The organism is Ignavibacteriota bacterium, assembly GCA_016707525.1.
Taxonomy (GTDB): Bacteria; Bacteroidota; Ignavibacteria; order UBA10030; family UBA6906; genus JAGDMK01.
The window spans coordinates 203,722-218,311 of sequence record JADJHP010000010.1 but is presented as its reverse complement, the minus strand read 5'-3'; the positions used below and the strand labels follow the sequence as shown (position 1 = coordinate 218,311).

Here is a 14,590-nt window from a genome sequence, read left to right as displayed (position 1 = left end):
GTCAGTGGTGCGTGAACGGCGGTGCGGTCATGCTGTTACCGGCTATGCACAACATACGAACCGCGGCCGTCAACCGTGATCACAGGGAGTTCCTTCGTGCGCTGGAAGTGGTCGAACCCGGGCTGCAGCATCTTCCAGAATGCCATCAACGCTGCATCGTCGCCCTTTTCAGCAGCAAGGTAGTCCATCCCCGCGCTGTCCATACGGCAGGGAAAGACATGCACCGGTATGCGTTCCATTCCCGCCGCGTGCACCTGGACGGCAAGCCAGTACACTTCGCGGATGCATGCATCGCGGATAGGGATACAGCCGATCGTGACGCAATCGCCATGGATCATGATGTCGCCGCCCAGCTTCTTCCTGTTGCCGAGGAGGCTGTCCGACCCGTTCGGATAGCTGATGCCCAGGGAGAGGTGGTAGTCGCTCACCGGGTTGAAGATGTTGATATGATAGAACCCTTCGGGCACCTGAAGGTCACCCTCGCGGCGCTTCGGGCCGGGCACGCCCGACCGTTCGCAGATGGGATAGTCCGCCAGCAGAACGAATGCCCCCGCAGCATTGTCGCGGGCCCACACCTCCAGTATCCCCTCGCGCTTGAATGCCCGGAGAAAGATCTCACGGGGAGGATAGTGCAGCGAGCGTGCCGTGCAGTATGCCCGGAGGACCGAGTCCGTCTCCTGCTTCGCCGCACGCACACGGGGAAACCGGAGCTGGTCTTCGAGGAACTCTCCGGCATACGATGAGTATCCGGCCAGCAGGAGGGCCACGGTTGCCAGGATGAGTCGGACTCTTCGGGGGGCAGCAGACATGCACGTTCCTTCCGGTGTGGATGCAGAGGCGCGCGGACCGGTGCGCCGTGCATTCTAAGTACGGAGTTTTTTCTCCCGGTGCAAGCCCCCGCCACTACCGCAGATGCAGCACCCCCTCCCGGCCGGCACGGACCCAATACGCCTGTCCGGGAGTGAGAACCCCGGCGACGAGGTACCGGCGGTCATAGGCGAAGAACGGCGACTCGATGATGCCGGCCGGTGTGGTCGTGGCCGCGTCCACGGAGACCGAGATATGATACGGCGCGATAAGATTCCATCCCGCCTTCAGCGGCACATCGTGGGTTCCCGCCGTGTCCCCGCAGATGAGGTCTGTGCGCGGGAGAGCATCATGCATCCAGAAGCCCTCCCCACACCGGAGGGTATCCAATGGCCGGTATGCGCCATCAAAGCCATAGATCGCCGGCACGGGGGAGGCGAAGAGATCCGCGGGCCGCATGGATCCCGACACCACGGGGACCGACGCCATGGTCCACCCTCCCTGCCTGACCAACGCATGGCAGAGCGTGTCGCGCACGGTGAGAGAGCCGACGATGGCTCTCATGGCCGCGGCACGCGCCGGCGCGTTGTCGATCGCTTCGAATCCGAACGAACAATACACGACCCTGCATCCATTCCACCGGTACGCAATGGCCCCGATGAGTGCCGTACCGGCTGCGGCTCTCATCTGCGGCCGTGACGGATCCATCTTCAATGCACGGCTCGCCTGTTCGGGATCCGGAACGGTGCCATCGTATGCAAGAAGAGACACCGCGGGAGGCAGCGGGTTGACGGCAGAAGGAAAAAGCTGGTCGTCTGCCCCATCGCCTCCTGCGATCCTGAAGTGCATTCCATGAAGCGGCCCGTCATCAACTCCGCTCAGCGCGAAGATCCCCGATCCATCCAGCGCCAGCTCTGCGCGGAGATACGATGCGTAGAACTGCCTGTCACTCTCGCCACCCCGCACCGTCAACCCGTATCCGATATCCTGTCCGCTGATGAAGAGCCGTCCGCCGGCATCAAGATACGCCGCCAGCGCAGCCTGTTCTGCCTGCGTCAGTGCCGAGGTATAGTCGCTTCCACAGGACCACATCACCCCGCCGTCGTTGCGGAGATATTGGAGCAGAACTTCTTTCGTCACCGGACCTGCGGCGATAGTGTGCCACACGTCGCACGTGCCACCGGCGGAATCCAATGCATCCACAAAGTACGACTCGAACGGCATCCCCGCATCATCATCCACGAGGAGCCACGGATGGAAGGCGAGGAAGATCTCGACGGAGGCTGCATCGCCCGGTGCGCTCAACCATCCATCCGACCATGAGGCGACGAGCCAGTACACATGGCGGCCAACACCGGCTGCCCGATCCAGGAAGGAACCGATCCCCGGAACGACGCTGTCGATGCGCACACCATCGCGATACACGAACACATGCTGCAATGTACGCACCGGATCTTCGGGCGGATCGGTCCAATGGATGACGGCGCTCGCCCCGGCCTGCCGTACAGACATGAAGAGCGGCGATCGCGGTTGCGGGAGTTCACCATGGATCGCCCGCCAGGCGCTGAGCCGGCCGTAGCCCCACTGCGCATTGGGCACAAGGCCTGTACGCACATCAGCGACGGCCGCGGCAAGCAACCGCTCCTTCACCTGCGCGGACGTGAGCCCGGGTTCATGCTCGAGCAGAAGCGCTGCGGCACCGGCAGCGTGGGGAGCGGCCATGCTGGTGCCGCTCATGCTCCGGAAGCCCCCGCCGGGCACGGATGACGTCACCCCGCCTCCCGGTGCAACGATATCCGGCTTCAACGCGCCATCCCGTGCAGGGCCGTGTGCACTGAACACGGACAGGGCACCCGCGGCACCGGCATCGTTGTCGCACGAACCGACCGTGATCGCACCGCGGGCACCTCCGGGCATGCCGATCGTACACGCATCATCGCGATGGTCCAGGAACGCCACCTCGAAGTTGCGTTCCCACCACAGATCGATCCGCCCGCCGTCCGGCAACGAGCCATTGTCCGCTGCCTCGAACCTGAGGACCATCACTATGTCCCCTTCCGTGACCGGCACCAATGGCAGCAGGGTGCACCGGATGACGTTGTCGCCGTTCAAGGGTGAGTGGACCATGTTGGTGAACACGACCTCCACCGAATCGAACGTGAGCAATCCGCTGGACCCGGGGGGCACGGATGGCGCAAAGGATGGATCAGCTTCCTTCCTGCACGAGACACTGATGCGGTCGCCGCCGCTGTACCACGCCTCCATCGGTATCGCAGCGGTATCCTGTGGAAACAACGTATGAAAGGAGAAGCGTATCTCTACCGCTCCGCCGGAAGGGACCACCGCGCTGGCATGGCGTGCGGACAACGCATCATTGCCCGCGGCCAGACAGACGACACTTCCTGCGCGTATGTCGGCATCGATGGCCTGTTCGAACAGCGACGTTCCATCGTGCGGGCCGAGATTGGTGCCCTGGCTTGTGTTGATCACGTGACGCTTGCCGAGAGCGTTCGCCCGGGACCGGATGTAGTCGTAGCCGTCCAGGGTTCCCACCGTTGTGAGTCCGCCGGACCACAGGTCATCCCCCCGGTTGCACACCATGATGATGTCCGCTTCCGGGGCCATGCCTGTGTACGTGCCGCCGGGCCGTCCATTCCCCGCCGCGATGCCTGCCACATGCGTGCCGTGTTCCGCCAGGTCATACATCCACCAGCGCGATCCGTTGATCTCGGCTGAATCGTGTTCCGCCCCGTAGCTCCATCCCGATGGCGGGGTCCCGGTTCCGTGCTGGTCCCATACCGACAGTATGCGTGTGCGCCCGTCGGCCGCACGAAACGTTGCGTGGGGCGTGTTGATCCCGCTATCCGTGAATCCGATGATGACCCCCTTCCCGGTGAGCCTGCGCACCGGATCGGATTGCGCATGCATCACGTGTGCCCCCGTCGATGGCACACTATGGAGCAGCGAAGGATGAAGCTGGCGCGAGGCTTCAACAGCAACGATCCCCGGCCGCGCTGCAAGCGGCCGCAGGGAATCGGCGGGAACCACCGCGGTCAGTATCGCACCGTGCCTCGAGCCAATGATGCCGTTGACTGCCCGGACCACGTCTTCCCTATGCACATCCCCGGAGACGATGATCGGAACCATGTCTTCGTTTTCGCTCAAGCGTTCGCCTCCGCCGGTTGCGCCGGACAGCGGGCGGGGATCCAACCGGCGGGCGAGGTGAGCATGCCGCGGATCGCTCCGGAGCATGAGCATCTGTTCGAGTGCCGGGTCCAGTTTGGATGACCCGATGGGCGCGATGGCCATCCGCGGCTGTGCTGTGGCACCCTCCAGGAGGGCCGCAAGCACGATCAGTGATCCGCATATCTTCATCTGCTACGGCCCTTTCATCGGTACGCCATCAGCATCCTCCTGAACAAGACAGGGTCCCGATGGCGGGACCCTGTCATTGCTACACGCAGAAGGAGCGTTTTCCGATGGACACGCCGGATCACGGCACACTCGATGTCCTGCCGCTGTTCTTTCTCGTTACCGCGATGTCCGTTGCGCCGACACCGCCGTTCAGATCCGCATCCGTGGGCGTGTACACATTCACAAGGCCGACCGCGTTGCGTATGGTGGTGATATCCGTGGTGCCGACCGCGGCGCTTGCATCGGCATCACCTGCGAATGCTCCATAGACCCCGCCGCCAAGGCCGGCAGCGTTCCCACCGTAATAGCGGTCCGTGCCGGTAGAGAAATCATACACCACCGGCGTCCCGTTGATATTCACCGTTCCGGCACTCATGACCGGAAGATGATTGCGGTGGTGCACGATAATATAATAGAGGCCCGTCGGGGCCGCGAAGTCAAGATACACGCGGCTCGTGTCCTTGAACTTCCGCACGGACCCGTCGGCGAGCAACCAGGCGGGAGCGAATGCACGCACCGTCGACCCTGCCGCCGTGGCCGCGTTCCGTATTTCGATCGTGATGCTGTCCACCGCCGTTGCCGGAACCGGCACCCCGGGGAACCGGGCGGCAAGGATGCCCTTCGATCGGAGCGACGTGCGCATGAGCGACGTTGCAGGATCATACGCCCCCTGCAGTTCGGCCTTGACGCTGGCCGATGAAAGCGGTGCGAGATAATATCCGAAGAGATGGTCGCTCGTCCCCTGCAGGATCCCTCCCAGCGTGACGGCGTGCGGAGCGAGCCCCGGGACGAGGAACAGTCCGCCCGCAAGAGGTGCACCGATCCCCGCACCGATATCCGTGAGCACATCATGCTCAACACCCGTCGGCAGTCCGGTAGCCGGGTTGATCCCGACTAGCCGTTGAGCGGTGGCTGAGCCTCCACCCTGCCCGAAGAGCCACAGATACGGCCCGCCCTGGCTGTACTGATCGTAGGCCGCTCCATAGTTCGAGGGGGAATTCAACGACGCGTACGGCAGCGTCCGCAACGTTGCCCCGGAGCGGCTGATGAGGAACACGTCGGTCGTGTAGTTGCCGACCCAGAAGCCGCCCTGTCCGCCGTTCGCGGTGGGGTCGAAAGCGATGTACCGCACCTCGACCGGAGCAGTGATCGTGGAGACCTGGGTCCGGGTGTCCGGATCGATCACTGCGATCGATGTGGTGTTCTGCCCGGCGTACACATACGTTCCGTCATATGCCAGTCCCCGCACACCCGCGACACCACTGACAGTGAATTCCTGAATGAGCGTCCCCGTGGAGGTCCATCGGTGAAGCAGGTTGGTGGCCCAGCGTGCGGTCCAGAATTCCTCCAGGCCCTGCAGATACGCGACCGCCGCATTCCCATTCGTACCGATCACCGGCATCGCATCATAATTGAACTGCACTGCCCAGAGGCCTGTCACGGCATTGAGGATCGTGAACGCGGCATCGCTCCTGTCGGACAGGGCCGGTATCGCATCGGACGTGATCCGGACGATGCACCCGGTGGATGGTGTCGTGGGAACGGTCCACACGTACGTGCTCACACCCGCCGCCGGTGCCGCAGGGGCATCAGCAACTGTTGCCGGTGCTGCCGGAACATCCGGAACTGCCGACGGTACCACCTGGATCTCATCGGCTCTCGATCCTCCTCCCGCGAACGCATCCGAACTCATGATGCCGGACCTGGCAAGCGCGGCAAGGCTCACGGTGTTGATCGGGATCCAGGTGGACCCGTTGTTGGTGGAATAGGACAGCGACACCGTGCCGGTCAGGTTCCGGGCATTCCAACGGATCGCGTAGGTGTTGCCCGGAATGAGGCTCTCTCCCCCGTTCGGCGTGACGATCGTCAGTCCGGGCGCACTGTCATCGATCTCCAGATCGGCGGTCATGATGGTGCCGGACGTGCTGATGTTCCTCAGGGCCACCGAGGTCAACGCACCGGCATAGCTCTTTGAGTCCGGCGTGGTCGTTCCACTGAATGACGTTTTGAGTCCGGCTCCCGGGAAGGGGTCGCCACCATCAGCGCTGATGTTCTGCTCGAGATGCCATTGTCCATCGGCCTGTTCAAGCGCAACGCGGTAGTGGCCGGTGGCCGTATGCCCCGGGTACCACTCATTGTCGTTGTCTGTCGTCACGGATTCATCGACATGATACACCAGCATGCCGTTCCCCTGCAGGTACAGATCGTATCCCGTCTGCTGGCGGTTCTCTGCCATGAAGTATTGCGTACCGGGAGCGCCGGCGGTCCAGAGCTGCCACGCCTCGGGAGCGTCGATGATCCGGTGCAGGGAAGCACCCGGGGTATTTGTCGCGATCGTTGTCGGCGTGACGTAGCCCATCTGCATGTGCGACCAGACATCGGGGAGTGCGGGAGATGCGCCGCCGGGTGCCGGGCCATTCCAGGATCCGCCCGCCATGAGCGACCAGGTATCGAGGCCTGCCGACGTATAGTCGGTATCATAGAGGTCGGGCAGGCCGAACCCGGCGTGGCCGAGTTCATGCGCATACACCCCCATGGTCATGTCGCCGGGCGATTCCCAGAACTCCGGTTCCATGGAATAGTGCGATACCCTGACACCGTCGAGCAGGATGTCCGTCCTCGTCGTCCACGCATGGGACCAGATATCGGAGTTCAGCGACGTGTATTCGGCCCCGGGGCCTGCGTGAACGACGAAGAGCGCGTCCACGTAGCCGTCGCCGTCATTGTCGTACCGGGAAAAATCGACGGACGCATTGACAGCGTTGACGGCATCCTCCGTCAGCTTCTGCGCATTGCGGGGATAGGTGCCCAGCCCGTTCTGGTCGTTGCAATAGTACGAGTAGGGCAGAGGGACGTGCTTCCACCCCACCGTTCCCGGCGGATCGACGGTCACGATATCCAGGGCACCGTAACTCACCACACCGTAATAGTGGCGCATCGAACCGAATGAGGTACCGAACAGGAGGTTGTCAAATGATGTGCCGGGCACCTGCGATGCCCTGTCAACAAAGTCCACGAGGATCACGAGTGCACGCCAGTCACCTGATGGAGCACGCGACGGTCCGAGGGTCCGGAGCGGCCGGCCTCCCGGCACAGCCTGGACCTGTTCGCGGAGCGCGGGGGCTGCCCACGCACCATCCACACCGAGCGAACGCAGTTCAGGAAGATGCTGGAGTGCATAGGGCACCGTGATCGAACCCCGCCGCAGGAATTCCCTGACGCGGCGGGTGCGGGGGCATCTGGGCGGAGGAGATGACCGGTGTGAGTGCGGTGCTGATGAGCACGCAGGCGAGGATGACGATGAGATGATGGTGCACAGATCGCATGGCTGCCTCCCGTAGGCGCAACGAAAGATTGCCATGCAGCGTGTGAACGCCGCCCGGCGACACCGAACCTTTGTAACATACGATCTGGACGGGAGAATTGCCACGGGATGGCTTGTGTGGGCTGGAGCAGGTGCAGCGGTCGCGTGCCACCCAGTGGCATGCGCAAGCTACCGCGATACAGACATGGGTGAGGGCAAAGTGCACCGGATCCGACCACTGATGTTGGTCGCCCTTCAGGGCCGGGCCGGCTCCACCTCAACGCCCAGCCTCCACATCCGTATCTCGTTCTTCAAACCCTCGAGATACAATGGCGACGGCAGTTCCCGCAACAGGTTCTGCTCCACCGCCCAGGTGGCGGTCCTGTCGTAGGAGTCCCCGGCCGTGACCGTCAGGGGAACCATCGCTCTGTCAAAAGCAAAATTCAGGATGATCTGCACGATCACCGGCGTCTTGTACACATGCCCTTTGTTATCATTGACACATACCGTGACCTCGCCCTTCACGTTGTCCACCCGCAGGTGGAGCGCGCCATTGCCCTTCTGGTCCACACCGAGGGTTGTTCCCAGCACGCTCCTGGGGAGAATGGCATAGGCCCTCTCCCGTCCTGTGGCCGGTGAGGCGCAGTCATATGCCCGGGTATGCGGCGAGCAGCCTTCTATGGACCGTGCATCGATCATCGCAAGGAACGCCCGGTTGAAGGCATTGTTCGTCCCGCACACAAGCAACTCCGCGATACCATCCGTATCGAGGTCGGCAAGGGCGATGTCCGCGATGTGCCCGGTGTTGACGTACGTCTGCATCATTCTTCCCGTCTGCACATCGAACCTCTGGACCATCCCCGGGAAGCTGGGGGTATGGGCAGATGCCACATAGACGTCGGTGACGCCATCACTGTCGACATCACCGGCAACGATGTCGTTGATCGTGAATGTCCCGGCCCTGCTATCCGGACGTTCCGGAAAATCGTAGGCTCCCGTGATCGATGTCGCCCAGATGCGCCGATGATCTTCGAGGGAATACGCGATCAGTTCCGTCGAACCCCCGCCGGACCCCGGTTCGGTGTTCTGCGCATAGATGAGGTCCTTCTTGCCATCACGATCCGCATCGGCAAATGCGAATCCGTGCTGCGCATCCCAGGACGTGGAATTCAGTCCCCACTTGGTGACCGTCGGTTCTCCGACCGTGATCTCCTCGATCGCGGCATCATACCTGTTCAGAACAGAGAGCCGGTCGCCCTCATACTCCACACGTATGGGCTCACGGTCCATGCGGCCGAGCGTGTACCAGGCACCGATGAGCAGGAGCACCGTGGTCGATGCCAGGGCAACGGTCCGCGATCTCCTCCGCCACAGGACTCCCACCGTGTGCATCAGCAGCGATGCACGCTCCGGGATGATGATGCGCAGGTCGTAGAAGGCGTCGCTGAGCGTACGTACACCGACGATCTCCAAAATGCGCCGCGGATACCGCGCACGGAGGTCCTGCACGCAGGATTCCGCGCGTTCCGTCTGTCCGCGCGGGACGACCAGCACCTCCACCGGCGAGTAGAATGCCGCCTCCACCTTCACGCACAACGTGTCGTCATCCACGGGTTGGGCCACGCCATCCGCATCGAGCCCACCGGTGAACGCGACCCCCTCACGGATCGCGTACTGCATCCGCTCATGATTGTGGCGCAGCACGGCACATGCCAGCACCGCGGCGACCGCAAGATCGGAGGAGCTCCCCTCATGCAGTGCATGGTTGCCACCAAAACTCACCTGACCCACCATCGGCACATCATCCGGAACACCGCACCGCGCAAGCCACGCCCGTACGGCCTGCATCGGGATGGTGGTGAGCCCGCTCCCGGTGTGGTCGACACCCAGCACGGCCACATCGGGCGTGATGCTCTCGTGCCCGTCGGCGCTGTGCCCCAGGATGCGCGCACGCACCTGCCGGAGTGCGCCGCTGTGGGGCATGCCGGCTTCCGCGTGACGCTCGACCACCGGGAACCATGCTGCATGCGGATGGGCATCCGTCCCGGCCGCGAGCACAAGCCGGATCTCTTCCACCCGCTCGCGCAACGATCGGTCAGAGGGGAGGATGACGGCTTCGATCGCCCGGAGGCCGGCACTCCCCGGTGGTTGCCGGGCAAGGTCGATGCCGGAGGGCCGCGGGAACCCGATGACACGGAACATCTCATCCCAAGAAGCGACATGCGCATAAGCCAGCGCACATACGATCTTCATCCGGTCCAACCCCGGTTTCACTCCCGGCGTTTCCATCGCACCGGATGTCCGCCGGAACCCCGCCTCGATCACGCTGCAGATCTGCTCGAGACGCTCCGGCGCATATCCTGATGCATGGAGGGAGGGCACACAGAACCGGAAGCGCTCCGCGACATCGATGACATGGGATTCGAAGACGGCCGCCGCATCCCCGAGGAACCCGAGGAAGGAAGCGATGGCCGCCAGACGCTGATATGGTGTAGCCGGAAGGGAGAGCGATAGCAGGAGTTCCTGATACCGCTGCTCGACCTCCAGCGGATTGAGTTGGGTACTCATCGGAGGAGGGACGACATCGTGTGACGCACAGGAGACGGACCGGAGCCCGGGGCTCCGGACATCGCCGCTAGGTGTACAATCGGATAACCAACTTCCTTCCTGGTGCAGGATCAAGGAATGATGCACGGCCACCTGTCAACCCGACCAGAAGAGGCAGTCCTTCCGCGGACCAGATCACCGCGCGGCGGATGCCAGGCATCGTGGGGCCATCAGAACAACGGATCCCGATCAGCGCGCCGGAGGGCTCGATCGATACGTCATAGGAGTGGCCCGGAGTATTCTCGACATGCACCGTTCCGTCCTCCGCACGCACCGCGGAGCACACGGGGAATGCCACAAGGGCTTCCGCTTGAGACCATTCCCGCGGGGTGCGGGGCGCCTCGATGTGGAACTCCGCCCGTCCCTGATCATCGATCACGGCATCAGCGTCCAGCGCCGGAAGCGTGACGACCGGCCCGAGCTGGCAGAGTGGATCGTCGGCATGATAGTATAACTTCACTCTGCGGTTGGACGCATCCTGACGGACACGCAGGAGGATATGGTTCACTTCCGATGCGTACGTGGCCACGGTTTCAAACCCTTCCTGCGACATCGATTCAGGCGCCATCGCAGCCAGGATCCCGGAATACGACCCTCCGGCAGGCACCTGAAGGTGCGGATGATAGGGGGTCAGGGAGACCATCGTGCCCCGGGCAAAGATCCTCTTCATCGCGGCGACGAGCGAGGGCGTTGGCTGCCCCTGGCTTTCCCGGACATAGCCATGCAGCGTCATGAGGTCCTCATGAACAGCATGGCACCCCGGACACACGCTGATATGCGCAGCAAGGACAGCCCGTTCTGCTGGCTGGAACCGCTCCGGCTCCAGGATCAGCATTTCAAGCGTATGTTCATCAATGTGGACCATGGTGTCTCATATTCGGTGCATCTCCTGGCCGTTGCAGAATTTCATGGATGGGATCATTTCTGCACCCCGAGGAGTTCTTCCCGCATCATGCCAAGGAATCGTTCCCGGGCCAGTTTGGCGAGATATTCCAGATGGCAACGGTGGTTCTCCAAATATTCCTCCCGGGAGAGGCCGGGGAGAATTCCCTGCAAGCGGGCAAAATACGAATGATCGATACCGTCGTTCTCGACGAATTCCGCATGGAGGATCCCGCGGATGGCGGACATGTACGCCACATAGATCGGGCCTGTCACCTTTCCCTTTTCCAGATAGGCAGAACGCTTCTCGGTTTCGATGCCCAGCAGCGCCCCGTCGATGACACGATCCGCCTCCTCGCCGCGGATCGGGGCTTCCCCCTGGTCCCGGCCCTCTTCCGGGCCCGAGCCGAACCGTGCATACGCCATCCGGAGGATGAGCGCGAGGGACGTCAGTGGTATACTCTTCCGGTAGACGGCCTGGCCTTCGAGGATCGTCGTGCAATGGTGCACGACCTCCCGCAGCGGGGTCCGCTCGTGCAGGCGTCCGGTCAACTCGCCTTCCAGATATGCCCACGGCATCTCCGGCAAGGACCGATCCGCCGGGGTCTCGCCGGCCCCGGCGATCCAGAGCTCTCCCCCGCGCCGGTCCTCGTGCAGGGCCGTCGTTGCGTGAATGGCGTTCCTCAGATTGCGGATGATCTTCTCAAGCGAGGGATCGTGATCGCGGTACAGGCGGACCAGCTGTTGGTGCACCATACTATAGACGATGCGCCGGGTGGCCGCAAGGAGTTCGGCATCCGGCAGAGATTCCCAGTGGAGCGAGGTGTAGTAGACCTCAAGCTGTGTGAATGTGCCATGCGCATCGCGTGCGAACAACGGGCCGATGCAATCGAGGGCAAGGTCATCGGGCGTGAGTCCGAAGAACGAAGGGGTGATGGCCCCGGCGTTGACGCGTTTCAGGATGTGGGTCGTGGCGATCCGTAGCGTCAGATCGATGAACGCGCGACTCTCCGCTGGTGCGGGGTGAGGTGAAAGGATCGTACGGATGGATTCGCGAAGTTGCATCACTCCCCTGAGGATGCGGTCAAAGTGCGGCCGTGTTCTCACAGCATCCGGGCGGATGCCGTTACCATGTGGACCCTCACCCCGCGCGGGGTGTGCGGTCAGTCCCTGAGTTCCAGCTTCCGGATCTCGTCGCGCAAGGCGGCCGCCTTCTCGTACTCTTCCTTCTCGATGGCCTGCTTGAGCTGCTGGTTCAATTGCTCGAGCTTGGTCATCTTGCCGCCCCCCTGCTCTTTCGCGGATTGGGCGGGGGCCTTGGGCGGCTTGGGTGCAGCGCCTTCCTTCGGCGGCCCTTCTTCCTCTTCTTCGTCGGGGACGAACGAGGCTTCATCCATCACGCCCGACGACACGAAGATCTGCGCACCGTAGCGCACGGCGAGCGCGATCGCATCGCTGGGACGTGAATCGATCAACTGATTGTCGATGCTCAGTTTTGCATAGAAGGTGCCGTCACGCAGATCATCGATCGTCACCTCGGTCAGCTCCGAACCGAACGCCGAGATGATGTTCTTCATGAGATCATGCGTCAACGGGCGTGGCGGCTTGATCCCCTCCATCTCGAGGGCGATCGACTGCGCTTCGGCCTGTCCGATGATGATCGGGAGCCTCCGCGTGCCTTCAACCTCCCGCAGGATGAGCGCATACGCGCCGCCGCTCGCGGGGTTCGTCGAAAGTCCCAGTATGTCCACCAACACTCGTTCCACAGTGATCTCCTTCTCGAAGGAACAACAGGATCGTCCTTCGTCCTTCTTCCCTCTTACGTTCTCTTCTTCAGTTGCTCGGTCAACTCCGGCACCACCTCGAACAGATCCCCCACGATCCCATAATCCGCCACCTGGAAGATCGGGGCATCCTTGTCTTTGTTGATCGCCACAATGTACTTCGAAGACGACATACCCGCAAGGTGCTGCACCGCCCCGGAGATGCCGCAGGCAATATAGAGCGTCGGGGAGACCGTCTTGCCGGTCTGTCCGACCTGCTCATCGTGCGGCCTCCACCCGGCATCCACGACGGCGCGCGATGCACCGATGGCTGCACCGAGGACGTCCGCAAGGGATTCCAGCTGCGCGAAGTGCTCGGGGCCCTTCATGCCACGGCCCCCTGCCACGATGATGTCCGCTTCGGTGACATCCGGCCGCCCGGTGGCCACCGCCACACTCTGTACAACAGTTGTAAGGTCCGCAGGTTCCATGGCGACCGCCACGGCCTCCACCGGAGCAGATGCCCCGCCCGCCTTTGCCGGGAAGACGTTCGGCCGGAGCGTGAAGACCTTCACCGCGGTCTTGACCCGCACATCCGCCACCGCTTTACCGGCGAACACCGGACGCGACGCCAGGATGTCGCCGTTCTCGACCTGCAACGCGATGCAGTCCGATGCCAGTCCGGCCTCAAGCTGCACCGCCACGCGCGGCGCAAGGTCCTTGCCCATCTGGCTCGCCGGCAGGAACACGATGGCGGCGCTTTCCTTCTTCGCGACCGTGCTGATCGCCTTCGCGTATGCCCGGTTCGCATGGGCTGCGAGCGAAGGGTCATCCACCGCGATCACGCGCGCTGCCCCATACTGGCCGAGCTCGCCGGCCATTGCCGTTACGCCACTGCCGACCACCAGGGCAACGCATTCGGCGCCGAGGGTATCCGCGACATCGCGCGCCGCGCGCACCGTTTCAAACGAGGATTTCTTGAACTTGCCATCACGCTGTTCGGCGAACGCCAGGACTTTCATATGATCTTTGCCTCATCATGGAGTAGCCGGATCAGTTCGGGGACGGCGGTCTTGTCGGTGCCCAGGATCCGGCCCGCGGCCTTGGCGGCGGGCTTTCTCAGGGCAACGGTCTCGACGCGGGGAGTGGCCGCGGTGGCGGCTTTCTCCTCGATGGGCTTGCTCTTGGCCGCCATGATCCCCTTCAGCGAAGGATACCGGGGCTCATTCAACCCCTTCTGTGCCAGGAACACGGCCGGCAATTTCGTATGGACGGTCTCATGGCCACCCTCGATCTCGCGGTGACAGACCACGGTGCCGTCATTGATCTCGATCTTCACTGCGACGCCAACGGAAGGAAGTCCGAGCATCTCGGCAACGAGGGTGCCGACCTGGGCATCGTCGTGGTCGATGGACTGCTTCCCGAACAGGATCACATCGGGGGCCAGGGCGCGGAGTTCTTCGGCAAGCGCTGCTGCCACGCCGAACGAATCGCGTTCGCTATCGTCCTTCAGGAGCACCGCTTTGTCCACGCCCATCGCCAGGGCCTTCCGGAGCGTTTCCTTGTGCTTGTCGTTGCCGAGACTGATGGCAACGACCTCGCCTTTGAATTTGTCGCGCATACGGAGGCCTTCTTCAACGGCGATCTCATCGTACGGGCTCATCATGAAGTTCACGCCGGCGCGGTCTATACTGACATTATCGGCGCCGACCTTGATCTTCGTTTCGGTGTCGGGAACGTGGTTGATACAGACGGCAACCTTCATGCAACTCCTTCATGTGGACTGACAAAACCGCTTTCCGGGGGCGAATAC

The 14,590-nt window shown here is 62.9% G+C and carries 9 protein-coding genes; all 9 read right to left on the bottom strand.

Translation table 11 applies throughout. The annotated features are described in order from the left end of the window. Positions 1–35 precede the first annotated feature (35 nt). Entirely contained in the window at positions 36–809 is a 774-nt protein-coding gene (locus IPI01_16435) for a hypothetical protein (GenBank protein MBK7259355.1), read from the bottom strand. Between the two features lie 94 nt (positions 810–903). Further along, positions 904–4,182, bottom strand: a complete 3,279-nt coding sequence (locus IPI01_16430) for a S8 family serine peptidase (GenBank protein ID MBK7259354.1) — start codon at positions 4,180–4,182, stop codon at positions 904–906. Between the two features lie 118 nt (positions 4,183–4,300). Further along, positions 4,301–7,408, bottom strand: a complete 3,108-nt coding sequence (locus IPI01_16425; protein ID MBK7259353.1) for a M6 family metalloprotease domain-containing protein — start codon at positions 7,406–7,408, stop codon at positions 4,301–4,303. Positions 7,409–7,780: 372 nt separating this feature from the next. Next, the gene (locus IPI01_16420) at positions 7,781–10,093 is read right to left on the bottom strand and encodes a VCBS repeat-containing protein (protein ID MBK7259352.1); all 2,313 of its coding nucleotides are present in this window, start codon (positions 10,091–10,093) and stop codon (positions 7,781–7,783) included. 67 nt (positions 10,094–10,160) lie between these two features. Continuing rightward, positions 10,161–10,997, bottom strand: coding sequence for a hypothetical protein (locus tag IPI01_16415; GenBank protein MBK7259351.1), 837 nt, complete (start codon positions 10,995–10,997; stop codon positions 10,161–10,163). Between the two features lie 53 nt (positions 10,998–11,050). Further along, positions 11,051–12,121 carry a hypothetical protein gene (locus IPI01_16410; protein ID MBK7259350.1) on the bottom strand — a complete coding sequence of 357 codons (1,071 nt, stop codon included), beginning with the start codon at positions 12,119–12,121 and terminating at the stop codon, positions 11,051–11,053. A gap of 56 nt (positions 12,122–12,177) precedes the next feature. Then, on the bottom strand, positions 12,178–12,780 hold the full coding sequence (locus IPI01_16405) for a bifunctional nuclease family protein (GenBank protein MBK7259349.1): 603 nt from the start codon (positions 12,778–12,780) through the stop codon (positions 12,178–12,180). 53 nt (positions 12,781–12,833) lie between these two features. Further along, positions 12,834–13,799, bottom strand: coding sequence for an electron transfer flavoprotein subunit alpha/FixB family protein (locus tag IPI01_16400; GenBank protein ID MBK7259348.1), 966 nt, complete (start codon positions 13,797–13,799; stop codon positions 12,834–12,836). After that, positions 13,796–14,542: an electron transfer flavoprotein subunit beta/FixA family protein gene (locus tag IPI01_16395; protein MBK7259347.1), complete on the bottom strand. Its 747-nt coding sequence runs from the start codon at positions 14,540–14,542 to the stop codon at positions 13,796–13,798. Before IPI01_16395 ends, IPI01_16400 begins: the two co-directional genes overlap by 4 nt. Between the last annotated feature and the right edge of the window lie 48 nt (positions 14,543–14,590).

Bases quoted from the DNA above. Each gene is read 5' to 3' on its own strand.
- IPI01_16435 (MBK7259355.1), bottom strand. From the start codon at position 809: ATGTCTGCTGCCCCCCGAAGAGTCCGACTCATCCTGGCAACCGTGGCC.
- IPI01_16430 (MBK7259354.1), bottom strand. From the start codon at position 4,182: ATGAAGATATGCGGATCACTGATCGTGCTTGCGGCCCTCCTGGAGGGT.
- IPI01_16420 (MBK7259352.1), bottom strand. From the start codon at position 10,093: ATGAGTACCCAACTCAATCCGCTGGAGGTCGAGCAGCGGTATCAGGAA.
- IPI01_16415 (MBK7259351.1), bottom strand. From the start codon at position 10,997: ATGGTCCACATTGATGAACATACGCTTGAAATGCTGATCCTGGAGCCG.
- IPI01_16400 (MBK7259348.1), bottom strand. From the start codon at position 13,799: ATGAAAGTCCTGGCGTTCGCCGAACAGCGTGATGGCAAGTTCAAGAAA.
- IPI01_16395 (MBK7259347.1), bottom strand. From the start codon at position 14,542: ATGAAGGTTGCCGTCTGTATCAACCACGTTCCCGACACCGAAACGAAG.